Source organism: Pseudomonas sp. NPDC087804, from assembly GCF_044742965.1.
GTDB classification, from domain to species: Bacteria; Pseudomonadota; Gammaproteobacteria; order Pseudomonadales; family Pseudomonadaceae; genus Aquipseudomonas; species Aquipseudomonas rustica.
The window spans coordinates 1183431-1197342 of sequence record NZ_JBIUVN010000001.1; the positions used below are offsets into that span (position 1 = coordinate 1183431).

At 60.4% G+C, this 13912-nt stretch carries 14 protein-coding genes; all 14 read right to left on the reverse strand.

The window, feature by feature from the left end:
• Positions 1 to 12 precede the first annotated feature (12 nt).
• Positions 13 to 1038, reverse strand: coding sequence for an ABC transporter permease (locus ACIOMO_RS05130; RefSeq protein WP_401238678.1), 1026 nt, complete (start codon positions 1036 to 1038; stop codon positions 13 to 15).
• Entirely contained in the window at positions 1031 to 2587 is a 1557-nt protein-coding gene (locus ACIOMO_RS05135) for a sugar ABC transporter ATP-binding protein (protein ID WP_401238680.1), read from the reverse strand. The genes ACIOMO_RS05130 and ACIOMO_RS05135 overlap by 8 nt, the downstream gene beginning before the upstream one ends.
• A gap of 8 nt (positions 2588 to 2595) precedes the next feature.
• Positions 2596 to 3267: a methionine ABC transporter permease gene (locus tag ACIOMO_RS05140; RefSeq protein WP_401238683.1), complete on the reverse strand. Its 672-nt coding sequence runs from the start codon at positions 3265 to 3267 to the stop codon at positions 2596 to 2598.
• A complete protein-coding gene (locus tag ACIOMO_RS05145; RefSeq protein WP_082341423.1) occupies positions 3264 to 4064 on the reverse strand; it encodes a methionine ABC transporter ATP-binding protein in 801 nt (266 codons plus the stop codon). Before ACIOMO_RS05145 ends, ACIOMO_RS05140 begins: the two co-directional genes overlap by 4 nt.
• Positions 4061 to 4870 carry a MetQ/NlpA family ABC transporter substrate-binding protein gene (locus tag ACIOMO_RS05150; protein ID WP_053119562.1) on the reverse strand — a complete coding sequence of 270 codons (810 nt, stop codon included), beginning with the start codon at positions 4868 to 4870 and terminating at the stop codon, positions 4061 to 4063. The genes ACIOMO_RS05145 and ACIOMO_RS05150 overlap by 4 nt, the downstream gene beginning before the upstream one ends.
• Before the next feature lie 27 nt (positions 4871 to 4897).
• Positions 4898 to 5944: an isopenicillin N synthase family dioxygenase gene (locus ACIOMO_RS05155; protein ID WP_401238687.1), complete on the reverse strand. Its 1047-nt coding sequence runs from the start codon at positions 5942 to 5944 to the stop codon at positions 4898 to 4900.
• 267 nt (positions 5945 to 6211) lie between these two features.
• Positions 6212 to 7117 (reverse strand): catechol 1,2-dioxygenase, encoded by a 906-nt coding sequence (gene catA, locus ACIOMO_RS05160; protein WP_401238690.1) that lies wholly within the window; start codon positions 7115 to 7117, stop codon positions 6212 to 6214.
• Positions 7118 to 7279: 162 nt separating this feature from the next.
• Positions 7280 to 7570 (reverse strand): muconolactone Delta-isomerase, encoded by a 291-nt coding sequence (gene catC, locus ACIOMO_RS05165; RefSeq protein ID WP_053119556.1) that lies wholly within the window; start codon positions 7568 to 7570, stop codon positions 7280 to 7282.
• Positions 7571 to 7597: 27 nt separating this feature from the next.
• Positions 7598 to 8719, reverse strand: a complete 1122-nt coding sequence (locus ACIOMO_RS05170; RefSeq protein WP_401238693.1) for a muconate cycloisomerase family protein — start codon at positions 8717 to 8719, stop codon at positions 7598 to 7600.
• Between the two features lie 22 nt (positions 8720 to 8741).
• On the reverse strand, positions 8742 to 9503 hold the full coding sequence (locus ACIOMO_RS05175) for a 1,6-dihydroxycyclohexa-2,4-diene-1-carboxylate dehydrogenase (RefSeq protein WP_401238696.1): 762 nt from the start codon (positions 9501 to 9503) through the stop codon (positions 8742 to 8744).
• 235 nt (positions 9504 to 9738) lie between these two features.
• On the reverse strand, positions 9739 to 10746 hold the full coding sequence (gene benC / locus ACIOMO_RS05180; RefSeq protein WP_401238698.1) for a benzoate 1,2-dioxygenase electron transfer component BenC: 1008 nt from the start codon (positions 10744 to 10746) through the stop codon (positions 9739 to 9741).
• A 20-nt stretch (positions 10747 to 10766) separates the two neighbouring features.
• Positions 10767 to 11255, reverse strand: coding sequence for a benzoate 1,2-dioxygenase small subunit (gene benB, locus ACIOMO_RS05185; RefSeq protein ID WP_008081326.1), 489 nt, complete (start codon positions 11253 to 11255; stop codon positions 10767 to 10769).
• Positions 11255 to 12610, reverse strand: coding sequence for a benzoate 1,2-dioxygenase large subunit (benA, locus tag ACIOMO_RS05190; RefSeq protein WP_401238700.1), 1356 nt, complete (start codon positions 12608 to 12610; stop codon positions 11255 to 11257). The genes benB and benA overlap by 1 nt, the downstream gene beginning before the upstream one ends.
• Before the next feature lie 139 nt (positions 12611 to 12749).
• Positions 12750 to 13706 (reverse strand): AraC family transcriptional regulator, encoded by a 957-nt coding sequence (locus ACIOMO_RS05195; RefSeq protein WP_401238703.1) that lies wholly within the window; start codon positions 13704 to 13706, stop codon positions 12750 to 12752.
• Positions 13707 to 13912: the final 206 nt, after the last annotated feature.

The window sequence follows — 13912 nt, forward strand, 5'->3', positions numbered from 1 at the left end:
AATAAAAGCAGCTCAGCGCGCCCGATGCGCGAGGCCGAAGGTGAACATCAGGGCCAGCACCAACACCAGTCCCTTGACGAAATCCTGCGCGTAATACGGCGCATTGAGCATGGTCAGACCATTGAGCAGCGAGGCGACCAACAGCGCGCCGATCAGCGTGCCGAAGGCGTTGGGTTTCTTCGCGCCGAGCACGGCGAAACCGATCAGCGCGGCGCCGAGCGCGTCGAGCACCAGACCGTTGCCGGAGCTGACATCGCCACGGCCCAACCGCGCCGCGAGCAACAATCCGCCGAGCGACGCCAGCAACGACGACAGCACGTAAGCCATTAGTTTGAAGCGCTGCACCGGCGCCCCGGCCAGTCTTGCGGCCTGCTCGTTGCCGCCGATGGCATAGAACAGCCGACCGATGCGCGTGCGTTCGAGAAACAGCCACACCACCACCGCAACCACCGCAGTGATCAACACCGGAATCGGCACCACCTCCCACAACCGCCCACGGCCCAGCGCAAGAAATGCGGCACTGAATGCGCCCTCGGTTTCCTCGCCGTTGGGTAGCGTCATGCCCACCGCAATCGAGCGGCCACCGGTAGGAATCAACTGCACGCCGATCACCAGAAACATGCTGCCCAACGTGGCAAGAATGTCCGGCACCCGCAGTTTGACGATCAGCCAGCCGTTGAGCAGGCCGACCAGCGCGCCGCCCGCCAGGCTGATCAACACCGCCGGCACCGCGCCCCAACCGAGCACGACCATGACGTAACTGGCGATCATCAGGCTCATCGCCGCGACCGCGCCAATCGACAAATCGAGGCCGCCGACGGCCATGGTCAAGGTCACGCCCAAGGCGAGCAGCGCGACAATCGACACCGATTGCAGAATGCTGAACAGATTGCCGACGCGCAGAAACGCCGGCTCTGCGAAGCTGAAAAACACCACGATGGCCGCCAGCAGCCACAACAGGCCATAACGGATCAACGCTTGCAGCAGGCGCTCGGCAGGTGCCGGTGCGCTCGATGACAGTGAACTCGAATCAGGCACTCGCTCTGCTCCTTGGCGTGGCGTGAGGGGAATGTTTGGTAACGTCGCTGCCGGCCAATGCCGCGACCAGTTCGGCACGGTTCAGACCGGCGCGCGGGTATTCGGCGACGACCGCGTGATCGCGCACCAGGAGAATTCGATCGGCAATTTCCAGCGCTTCATCGACATCGGCGCAAATCACCAGCGTCGCGCGGCCCTTGGCACTTTCGCGCAGCAGTTGGCCGATTTCGCGGCGGGCGCGGACGTCGACACCCTGGAACGGTTCATCGAGGATCAACACCCGCCCTTCCCCGAGCAGCCAGCGGCCGAGCACAACCTTTTGCTGATTGCCGCCGGACAGCGCAGTCATCGGCACATCGATGCCGGCAGTCTTGATGCCCAGCGCGGCGACCTGCGCTTCGACCGCCGCCGCTTCGGCGCGATTGCGAATAAAACCGCCACGGGTGAAACGCTCCAGAAACGGCAAGGTCAGCGTGCGACGCAGAGAGAAATCCGGCACCAGCGAATGACTGGCGCGATCTTCGGCGGCGTAGAAAACCCCGCTGCGAATCGCCTCCCGAGGCGAACCTGGCTGCCAGTCAACGCCAGCCAATTGCACGCTGCCCTCCGCCAATGAGCGTAAACCGAACAGCACTTCGGCGATCTCGGTTTTGCCGGCGCCGAGCAACCCGGTCAGCACCACCACTTCGTTTTCGTGCAAGGTCAGATCGAAAGCCTTCGAACGCGGCAGCACTTTTATCGCGCTGAGCTTCAGCACTTCCCGCCCTGCCACTTGCGGCGTGTAAACATGCGCGGCCAGTGATTGCCCAAGCATTGCGTGAACCGCCTCGGGCAACTGCCGAGCGCTGAATTCGCCGGCCAACCGCCCGTCACGCAAAACGATCGCGCGATCAGCCACCCGTTGCAGATCGGACAAGCGATGCGAGATGTACACAATCGCCACACCACGGCTGCGCAACGTATCGATCAAACCAAACAGGCGCTGCGCTTCGGCATCGGATAATGCCGCCGTCGGCTCGTCGAGAATCAGCAAACGCGGTTGCAAGGCAAAGGCGCGAGCGAGCACGACCAATTGCCGCTCGGCCTGGCCAAGGTGTTCGATGGGCTGTTCCAGCGGCAAGCTCAGGCCGAGACCGGCGGCGATACTCGCGGCACGCTCGAGCAGGCGTTTGCGGTTGAGCCAGAAGTTTGCATCGGGCTTGCACAGCTCATCGAGCAAGAGGTTTTCGGCCACGCTCAAACCCGGCGCGATGCCCTCGTTGATCTGCTGATGCACCGCAACAATCCCGACCCTGCGCGCCGACAGTGGCGAGCTGAAATGGCGCGGCTGGCCCTCGACGAGAATCTCGCCAGCATCCGCGTTTTGACTGCCTGCCAAAATCTTCACCAACGTCGATTTACCGGCGCCATTGGCGCCGAGTAACGCGACCACTTCGGCGGGATAAATCTCAAGGCTGACCCGATCCAGTGCCCGGTTCGAGCCAAACGTTTTGCTCAGTTCACGTACCCGAATCAGTGGCTCAGGTGCCACGGCGACAGGCGCACTCATAAATTTCCTTAGCGGCGATGAGCCAGCGAACGCACGAGCCGATCGCCCAGGCTTTGCACGCCCTGAACGAGGATGACCAACACCACCACGGTGGCGACCATCACTTCATTGTTGAAACGCTGATAGCCATAACGGATCGCCAGATCGCCGAGCCCGCCGCCACCGATGACCCCGGCCATCGAGGAAAAACCGATCAACATCACCAGCGTCAGGGTGATGCCCGCGAGCAACGCCGGCAGGGCTTCGGGCAGTAGCACTTTAAAAATCACATGGCTGATGTCGCCACCCATGGCGAGGATCGCTTCGATGCGGCCCTTGTCGACTTCGTCCAGCGCGTTTTCGACGATGCGCGCGAAGAACGGAAACGCGCCAATGGTGATCGGCACTACCGCAGCGGTGCTGCCCAGCGTGGTGCCGACGACCAGACGGGTCAGCGGAATCAAGGCGATCAGCATCACCACGAACGGCAGCGAACGGCCGAGATTGACCAGACTGCTGAGGGCCGCGTTGAAACGCGGCATCGGCCGCAATCCGTCACGGCGACTGATAAACAGCAGCACACCCAGCGGCAAACCGATCAGCAGCGTGAACAGCCCCGCGAGCAACACCATGTACAGGGTTTCGCCAGTGGCGTTGAACACCAGTTGCAGGATTTCATCCCAATTGATCGAACGGTTCATGACTGCGCCGCCCTTACGCCGTATTGCTTGAGGAAGGTCAGGCCCGGGGCGTCATGGCCCAGAGGTAATCCGCAAGTCGGACGCAGTGAACTGCCCAGCGCCGATTGCGGATCGGCGAGCAGCCGTGGCACCGGCCCGGCCTCGACCAGCCGTCCGTTGGCCATAAATGCGGCGTGATCGCAGATCGACTTGACCACATCGAGCTCGTGGGTGATCAGCACGATGGTCAGGCCCAATTGCCGATTGATGTCGCGCAGCAGATCAAGAATTGAAGCGGTGGTTTCCGGATCGAGGGCGCTGGTGGCTTCGTCCGACAACAGATACGCCGGCTCCGCTGCCAAGGCGCGGGCAATCCCCACTCGCTGCTTTTGCCCGCCGGACAGTTGCGAAGGAAAGGCTTGCGCCTTGTCGCTCAAACCGACCAGTTCCAGCAGCTCGCGAACCCGCACATGGCGCCACGGTTTGCCGACGTTGGCGATTTCCAGCGGCACGGCGATGTTGTCGAACACGTTGCGCGAGTGCAGCAGGTTGAAGCCCTGAAAGATCATGCCGATACGCTGACGTTGCTTGCGCAGTTCGCTGTCGGACAGCGCCAGCAGATCCACACCATCAATCAGAATCTTGCCGCTGTCTGGTCGTTCAAGCAGGTTGAGGCAACGCAGCAGCGTCGACTTGCCCGCCCCGCTCCGCCCGAGAATCCCGTAGACCGCGCCGTCAGGAATGCTCAGCGAGACCTGATCCAGCGCCGGTTGCGTGGCCGACGGGTAGGTTTTGCTCAACTGCTCGACGGCGATCATGGCTTGCCGCCCGCCACCGGAATCACCGAGCCGGCAAAGTTATCGGTGATGTATTTGGCGACTTCCGGCGAGGTCAGATCCTTGGCCAGTTGCGCGATGCGCGGATCGTGCTCCAGCTTCGGTGTGGTCACCAGAATGTTGGCATAGGGATTGTGCTCGGCCTTCTCGAGGCCCAAGGCGTCTTTGGCCGGCACCAAGCCTGCGTCGAGCGCGTAGTTGCCGTTGATCACCGCCAGATCGACGTCGTCGAGCGAGCGTGGAATCTGCGGCGATTCGATTTCGAGGATCTTCAGTTGTTTCGGGTTTTCGGCGATGTCCTTGGGCGTTGCCTGATCGGCGGCCGGATCGTTGAAACCGGGTTTGAGCTTGATCAGGCCGTTGTCCTGCAACAGGTACAGCGCGCGGCTCAGGTTGGTGACGTTGTTGGGTACGGCGACGGTGCCTTTTTCCGGCACGTCGGCGAAGCTTTTGTGCCGACGTGAATAAATCCCCAATGGCTCGATATGCACCGTGGCCGCCACCGCGAGTTTCTCGCCGAGCGCCTGCTCCTGAGATTTCAGATACGGCAGGTGCTGGAAGTAATTGGCGTCGACATCACCGTGTACCAGCAGCTCATTGGAGTTCACGCCGTTGGGAATTTCGATGACTTTGAGGTTGAGTTGCGGATCGATTTTCTGGATATACGCGAGGATCTGCGCGTGGGGCACCGGGTCGGCGGCAACGCGTAACGGTTCCAGGGCCTGCGCGCCGAAAGAGCTCACCAGTGCGCCGAGGACGGCCAGGGTCAAACCTGCTTTTTTAATCATGTGCGGAGTCCTTGAGCGAATGATGAATCAGGCGGTTTTACGAACAGGTACTGGCGGCAGCAACGCGTCGCCGTAGAAGCGCTGCGCAACGTCCGGATGTGAGCGCAAACGACCCTTGAGGTAGTTCCAGCCGACATCACGAAACAGCGGATTGAGCGGATCACTCGCCGGCCCGCGCGCCTCGCGCAACAGCACGGTGGGCAACGGGTACAGCGGCACCACCGCATCGAGTTGCGCGCCGAGGAAGAACGCGATCGACAGGCGTTCGCTGCCCGCCGGTGGCGATACCACGCGGTGCACCGTGGCGCGCAGATAACCGTTGGTGGCCAGTTCGAGCAGCTCGCCGATGTTCACCACCAAGGTGTTTTCGCGGGGTAATGCGTCGATCCAGCGGCCCTCTTCGATCTCGACTTGCAGCCCGGCCTGTTGGTCTTGCAGCAGAAAACTCAGGAACCCGGAATCCTTGTGCGCGCCGACGCCTTGATGGCTCGCCTCGCTCAACTGGCCGGGGTAGCGCATCAGCTTGATGTGTTCGTTGGGTTTGTCACCGTAGAGCTGATCGAAGGCATCGGCGCGCAGTGACAGCGCCTGAGCGAAGGCCCGCAGCAAGCGCAACGACATGCGCGTCATCGCCTGTTGCCATTCGAGCAGCAACGGTTTCAGTTCGGGGAGTGCCGCTGGCCATTGGTTGGGGCCTTGCAGCCGCGCCCACAATGGACTGTCTTCGTTTAACGGTAGAGCCTCACGCTCGGCGCCGAGATCAAACTGTTCGCGCTGATCGGGTTGCCCGCGAGTGATCTCGGAAGCCGCACGGTTGTAGCCGCGAAAATGCGGCGAATTGATCATGCCGACGGCGGTTTTTTCGCTGTCGGGCAAGGCGAAGAATTGTCGGGCGTGGGCCTGCACTTGCTCGAGCAGCGAGCTGTCGATGCCGTGGCCGGTGAGGTAGAAGAAACCGACATCACGGGCGGCGTGGCGCAGGCTTTCGAGAAATTGGTAACGCTGCTGCGCGGTGCCCTCGAACAGGGACAGGTCGAGGGTTGGCAGTGTGGTGATATCCAAGGTATGCGGCATGATTCACTCCTGGGTGAACCAAACCTGAAGAACCTTTGATCGATTCAGCGTGTGCCGTCATGGCAATCGGGGGTCTATCGGTTTGATGCGTTTATTCGTCGTTGAGGACAAAACTAAACGATCTTAAAAACAGCGGGCCAATATCTTTTTTGCATTACCTTAGGCCGATCACTGTAGGAGCTGCCGCACGCTGCGATCTTTTGATGTTGATTTTTTAGAAACAAGATCAAAAGATCGCAGCCTGCGGCAGCTCCTACAAAGAGGGGGTCAGGCACGCGGGCGTTGACTGCGTTGTTCGGCGCTGGCATCTGGCGCGGGTTGCAGCTGGAAGTCGAACTTGAGTTTGGCGTGGCGTCCCAACGTTTCGTGCTCATGGAACACCACCTCGCCGACCAACCCTTCGCGGGTCGCGTAAGCAAAGTCATCCCACAAATATTGATCGCCCGACAGATTGATCTGCGTGGTCAGGTGCCGATGCCCCGGTGCGCTGATAAAAAAGTGCACATGCGCCGGACGCTGACCGTGACGACCGAGCAAGTTCAGACATTCCTGCGTCGGCCCCTGCGGGTCGCAGCCATATCCGGAGGGAACGATGCTGCGTGCGCGGTAACGGCCTTCGGCGTCGGTGATAATCCGGCGGCGCAGGTTGTATTCGGACTGGCTCGGATCAAAAAACGAGTAGGTGCCTTTGGTATTGGCGTGCCACACATCGACTGTGGCACCGGCCAGCGGCTGGCCGTGGAGGTCTAGCACCTGGCCTTGGAGAAACATCACCGTGGCAACGCCGTCCTCGCTGCCATCGTCCATGCGGCACTCGCCTTTACACAGCGGCGCACCCGCGACGTAGAGTGGCCCTTCGATGGTGCGCGGCGTGCCGCCGGTCAAGCCGATTTGTGCGTCTTTGGCGTCCTGGAGCAGGTCAAGGAAGTGTTCGATGCCAAGACCGGCGACCAGCAACCCCGCTTCCGAACGACCGCCCAAACGATTGAGATAGTCGACGGCTTTCCAGAATTCGTCCTCGCTGATTTCGAGATCTTCGATGATTTTCGCGGTGTCCTGCAGTACGCGCAAAACGATGGTTTTCAAACGCGAACTGCCGTCGTCGTTGGTGAAGCCGGCGGCTTCTTTGAAGAAGGTTTGCAGCTCAGGCGTGTGGGCGATTTTCACGGACATGGTGGGTTACCTCATCTTGTTGTTGTGTTGACGCAGTTTTTAATTCACACCCTTTTCCCTTGTAGGAGTGAGCCTGCTCGCGATCGCGGTCGTTTATTCAGCATCCATGGCGACTGATAGACCGCTATCGCGAGCAGGCTCACTCCTACAAGGGTTGGGGGCTCAGCGGTCGTCGGCGTGGATCGACGACGGATGTCGGCAGAGCCCGTCGATCTCGATGTCCATGTAGGGGAACAACGGCAATTGCATCAGCGTGTCGTGCAGCGCTTCGACGCTTGGCAAATCAAATACGCTGTAATTGGCGTAATGCCCGGCGATGCGCCACAGATGACGCCACTGGCCTTCGCGTTGCAGCCGTTGCGCCAGTTCTTTTTCGTCAGCCTTGAGTCGAGTGGCGACGGCGGGGTCCATGTCGATGGGCAATTTCACGGTCATTTTTACGTGGAACAGCATGGTGGCTCTCCTCTAGTGGTCATCGGCTCAATGGCGGCGAAAACGCGCCAGACGTTGTTCGTCCAGGATCAGGCCGAGGCCCGGTGTGTGCGGGATGTGCAGATGAAAATCGCGGTACTCGGGCCTTTCGGTGACGATGTCTTCGGTCAGCAGCAGCGGCCCGAACAGCTCGGTGTCCCAAGTCAATTGCTTGAGCGTGAGGAAGGCGTGGGCCGAGGCCAGCGTGCCGACGGAGCCTTCGAGCATGGTGCCGCCATACAACGCGATGCCGGCGGCCTCGGCGATTTGCGCGGTTCTGAGCACGGCGCGGGGGCCACCGTTCTTGGCGATTTTCAGGGCGAACACGCTGGCGGCGCCGTCAGCGGCGAGGCTGAACGCGTCTTCGACACTCTCGATCGATTCATCGGCCATGATCGGTGCCGGGCTGCGCTGGTTGAGGCGAACCTGCCCTGAGCGGTTGACTCGAGAAATCGGCTGCTCGATCAGGTCGATGCCGTTGTCTCCGAGCACCTGGCAACCACGAATCGCCTGGGACTCATCCCAATACTGGTTGACGTCGACCCGCACACTGGCGCGATCGCCCAAAGCTTTTTTGATCGCCACGACGTGCTTGAGATCCTGCTCCAACGGATTGGCGCCGATCTTCAATTTGAAGATGCGATGACGCCGTACTTCAAGCATCTGCTCGGCCTCGGCAATGTCGCGCGTGGTGTCGCCGCTGGCTAGCGTCCACGCGACTTCGAGGCTGTCGCGCACACGGCCGCCGAGCAGTTCGCTGACGGGCAGGCCGAGGCGTTTGCCCTGCGCGTCGAGCAGCGCGCTTTCGATGCCGGATTTGGCGAAGGTGTTGCCCTTGGCGATCTTGTCGAGCCTCTGCATCGCCGCGTTGATGTTGATGGCGTCCATGCCAATCAACGCTGGCGCGAGATGCGCGTCGATGTTGGCCTTGATGCTTTCCGGGCTTTCATAGCCGTACGCAAGGCCGCCGATGGTGGTGGCTTCGCCGATGCCTTCAACGCCATCGCTGCAGCGCAAACGCAAGATCACCAGGGTCTGCTTCTGCATGGTGTGCATCGCCAGTTTGTGCGGGCGAATGGTCGGCAGGTCGACGATGATCGTCGTCAGGGTTTCAATCAGGATTCGCGGCATATCAATGCTCCTTGAGAAGTGCTCAGCCGAGATCGCCGCCACCGACCGGCAAGGTCACGCCGGTGATGTACGAAGCGTCGTCGGAGGCGAGAAAGAGGATCGCGCCGACCTGTTCATCGAGGCTGCCGTAGCGTTTCATCAAACTGCTGTCGAGGGTTTGCGTGACGATTTGCTGGTACCAGGTTTGTTCTTGCGCCGACTGTTCGGCGTCGTTGCGCGGGATGCGCCGAGGTGGCGCTTCGGTACCGCCGGGTGCAGTAGCGTTGACGCGAATGCCACGCTCGGCGTTTTCGAAGGCCAGGCACGCGGTGAGTGCGTTGATGCCGCCCTTGGCCGCGCCATACGGCACGCGATTGACGCTGCGGGTGGCGATTGAGGAAACGTTGACGATGGCGCCGCTGCCTTGTTTGAGCATGTACGGCAGCGCGGCGTGGCAGCACCATAAGGTCGGGAACAGCGAGCGGCGCACTTCCGCCTCGATCTGATCGACTTGGTAGTGCTCGAATGGCTTGGCCCAGATGGTGCCGCCAACGTTGTTGATCAGGATGTCGAGTCGATCGAAAGTGTTGATCGCTTCGGCCATGACCCGGGCGCAGTCGGCGTATTGCTCGAGATCGGCAGTCAGTGCCAGAACGCCCTCGCCTTGCAGTTCGTGAACCAGTTCGGAGCGGTCGACGGCGACCACTTGCGCGCCTTCGCTGAGCAGACGCTCGCAGACGCGGCGGCCGATGCCTTGCGCCGCGCCGGTGACCAGCGCGACTTTGTTGGAGAATCTGTTGTTCATGACAACCTCGACGCAAACGAATATCGAAAACTGTGGTGAGGGGATTTAGCGAAACGTCGCAGCGCCCCGATGGGGCTGCGCAGCGGCCCCCTGCTGTTAAGGCAAAAGCGAGGGCCGCTGCGCGCCCCATCGGGGATAAATCCCCTCGCCACAGGTAGGGGCAGACCTACAGATGAGAGTCAGGCCACAGATTGGGGGGCAATCCACAGATGAGGGGCAGGCTCACGGATGGAGATCAGGCTGCGGCGAATTTTTCGTAGTAGAAATTCGCCGGGGTGATGCCCTGCTCGCGGATGTATTGGCTGACCGCTTCCACCATCGGCGGTGGCCCGCACAGGTAGACGTCGACATCGCCGTCATTGAGGTGGCGCGGTTCGATGTGCTGGGTGACGTAGCCCTTGAGCGGGTGTGCACTTTGCGGATTGGCGACGCAAGCGCCGAAGCTGAAATTGGCGATGCGTGCGGCGAAGGCTTCAAGGCGATCGAGTTCAACCAGATCAAAGTCATTGGTCACGCCATAGATCAAATGCACCGGATGCGCACTGCCCTGCTCGGCGATCTTTTCCAGCATCGCGGTGAACGGCGCCAGACCGGTACCACCGGCGAGCAACAGCAGCGGCCGCTTGATTTCGCGCAGGTAAAAACTGCCCAGTGGTCCGGCCAGATTCATGCTGTCGCCGGCCTTGGCCAGACCGGTGAGGAAATTGCTCATCAAACCGCCGGGCACGTTGCGAATCAGAAAACTGACCTCGCCATTCTTCTGCAACGAGCTGAAGGAATACGCACGCCTGTGTTCACTGCCCGGCACTTGCAGGTTGACGTATTGCCCCGGCAGGAACGCCAGTTTGCTCAGCGCTTCGCTCTTGATCGACAGCGCGATTGTGCTCTCGGACAACTGCCGGACAGCGCTGATCGCCGCCTGGAAATTGGCCTGTTCGGTTTTGCAGACTTGTGAGCCAACCGGCACGCGCACCACGCAATCGCTTGCGGCGCGCATCTGGCAGGTCAGCACATAACCTTGTGCGAGTTCGTCGGCGCTCAAGGCGTCTTCGATGAAGTTGTCGCCCATCTCGTAACGCCCGGCTTCGGCGAAACACTTGCACGTGCCGCAGGCGCCGTCGCGGCAGTCCAGCGGGATGTTGATGCCTTGGCGATACGCCGCGTCGGCGACGGTTTCATGGCTGCCGGCCTCGATGAAGCGCGTCACGCCGTCTTCAAAATTGAGTGCGATCTGGAAATTCATGGTGCACCTCGTCGTGTCGACTAGATGTGGTAGATGTCGATGAGCTGACGGACGTAATCGTTTTTCAGCACGACTTTCTTGGCCTTGATCAGCGGCTGCTCGCCGCGTAGATCAAGGGTGTAGAAACTGCTGCCGAAGTAGCTGTCGGTGACCTGATAACGAAAGCTCAGGGTGTGCCAGTTGAAGCGCACCTGGCACTGGTCGGCGCTGTGCTCGACGATCTCGATGTTGCTCAGGTTGTGCGAGGTGCGGGTGTCGGGAATCGTCGCGCTGGAGCGCTCGGTCTTGATCCGGAAGATGCGGTCTTCGAGGCCGCCACGGTTGCCGTACCAGATCAGCGAGATTTCGCTTTGCGGGTCTTCGGTGAGCGTGTCGTTATCGTCCCAGGCCGGCATCCAGAAAGTCGCGTCGGCGGCGTACAGTTCCAGCCATTGATCCCACTGGCCGTCATCGAGATAACGCGCTTCGCGGTAGAGAAAGTCGCGCACATTGTCGTAGAGGTTGCTCATCACACAGCCTCCACGGGGATCAGTTGTGGTTCGGCGGCAGCGGCTTTGAGCATGGTTTCCTGCCAGTACTTGTGTTGCAGCACGAACAGGCCTTCGTCCTCGGTGCGCATACCGGAGAGCAGCGGTTTCAGGTCGATTTCCTCGGCGGCAGCGTCGGCGCCTTCAACCCAATGGGTCGCGCCTCGGGACATATCATTCCAGCCGCGTCCGGCGCCGTAACCGGTCTGGCACGAACGGAATTCTTCCAGATCATCCGGCGTGGCCATGCCGCTGACGTTGAAAAAGTCTTCGTACTGACGAATGCGTTTCGCGCGCGCTTCGGCGCTCTCGCCTTTGGGGGCGATGCAGTAGATGGTGATTTCAGTCTTGTCGACCGAGATTGGCCGGGCAATGCGGATCTGCGAACTGAACTGATCCATCAGATACACGTTCGGGTACAGGCACAGGTTGCGCGAGTTTTCGATCATCCAGTCGGCGCGAGCCTGACCGAAATCACGCGCCAGTTCGTCACGACGCTCGTAGGCCGGGCGGTCTTCAGGGTTGGCCCAGCGCGTCCAGAGCAGCAGATGGCCGTGATCGAAAGAGTAGAAACCGCCGCCCTTCTTCGCCCAACTGCCGGCGCTCATGGTCTTGATCGCCTCGCCCGCTTCGCGTTGCTGGCGCTGGTTCTGTGTCGCGGCGTAATTCCAGTGCACGGAGCTGACGTGATAGCCGTCGGCACCGTTTTCGGCGGTGAGTTTCCAGTTGCCTTCGTAGATATAGGAACTGGAACCACGCAGCACTTCCAGACCTTCTGGCGACTGATCGACGATCATGTCGATGATCTTCGCTGACTCGCCCAAGTGCTCGGTGAGGGATTTCACATCGGCATTCAGACTGCCAAACAGAAAGCCGCGATAGGACTCGAAACGCGCGACTTTAGTCAGGTCGTGGGAGCCTTCGCAGTTGAAGCTTTGCGGGTAGCCGGCCTCACTCGGGTCTTTGACCTTGAGCAGTTTGCCGCTGTTGTTGAACGTCCAGCCGTGGAACGGGCAGGTATAGCTGGAACGGTTGCCGGATTTGTGCCGGCAAAGCATGGCGCCGCGATGGCTGCAGGCGTTGAGAAAAGCGTTGAGCACCCCGTCCTTGTTGCGCGCAATGAAGATCGGCTGGCGCCCCATGGTGGTGGTCAGAAAATCGTTGTTGTTGGGCAGTTGGCTTTCGTGGGCGAGGTAAATCCAGTTGCCTTCGAAGATGTGCGCCATCTCCAGTTCGAAAAGACGCGGATCGGTGAACATCTCCCGCTTGCAGCGGTAGGCGCCCTTGTCTTTGTTTTCTTCGAGCATGGCATTGAGGTAGTCGATTCCCAGGGACATGGCCAGGGCCTCCATTGTTATTGTTCAGGCCAGGTCAGATTAGGGAGGCGCAGCGCGGGGCAATAGCCGAATCCTGCAGATCGCTATCCGTTTTGTGCAGGACGGCGCGGCAGATGATTCGGACTGTTTCGAAGGGCGATCAGTGGCGGCGTTTGAGGGTGTGCGACGGCAGTTCGCCGAACTGTTGGCGATAGCTTTCGGCGAAACGGCCCAAGTGCAGGAAGCCGTAATCCAGCGCCAGCTCCGTGAGGTTGCGCACCGGGCAGCTCGGGTCGTTGAGGCAGGCATGAATGCGCGCAAGTTTGCGCTGACGGATGTATTGCATCGGCGTGATGCCGAGTTGGCGTTCGAACAAGGTGTACAGCGAACGCGGGCTCATGCTTGCCTGCGCGGCCAGGTGTTCGGCGGGCAGATCAAGTTTGAGATTGCGCTCGATGTAATCGAGGATGCGCTCGAAACTGACGCTCGGTGAACTGAGATTCTCACGGCTGACATTGGTGTTCATCAGCGAGATCAGTTTGCTGCCGATGATCTGTGCGTAGTGCTCTTGCACCCGCAGCAACGGATCGCTGGCCTCGGCTTCCTGGCAAATCATCGCGAGCAGATTGGTGAAGCCCTCCAGTTCGCTCAACTGATAGTGATTGCGCAGGAAGCGGATACCGCTCGAAGGTCGCAACCAGCGCTGCTCGTCGCACACCGACTCGAGCACGCTGACCGGCACTTTGAGGATGAATTTTTCGCAGTCGTCAGAGTAGGTCAGATCAACCGGATCATCCGGATTGATCAATAACAACTCGCCCGGCACCAGATGATGTTCGCGTTTATGCCCGCGCCACAGGCAATTGCCTTGCAGCAGCACCTGCAGGTGATACACGGTTTCCAGCGCCAGCGACGTCACCCGGACACTGCCGCCGTAACTGATGCGGCACAGATCGAGATCGGCGAGTTTGCGATGGTTGAGGCTGGCTTGCGGATGGGCGGTTTTGGACAGGCCAATGAAGTGCTGGCCAACGTGCTGATTGACGTAGTCGGAGACGGCATAGGGATCAGCGTGACGAAACACGCTGCTGCGATCACTCAGCAGATGACTGTCCATTAGGCGGCGCTCGATCTTGTCGTTATGGGGTGCACGGTTTTCAGGCTCACCGGTCACAGTACGCTTGCGTGCAAAAACCGGCAATTGGACGAAAGGTCGGGTATCCGTTAATCGAACACTTTGTGTTTGGTCTTGAACATCGTCCAAGCGAATCGCAGACAAAAAGAAGCCCGGCTGATAGTGCCGGGCTTTTTCGTTGAGGCCTG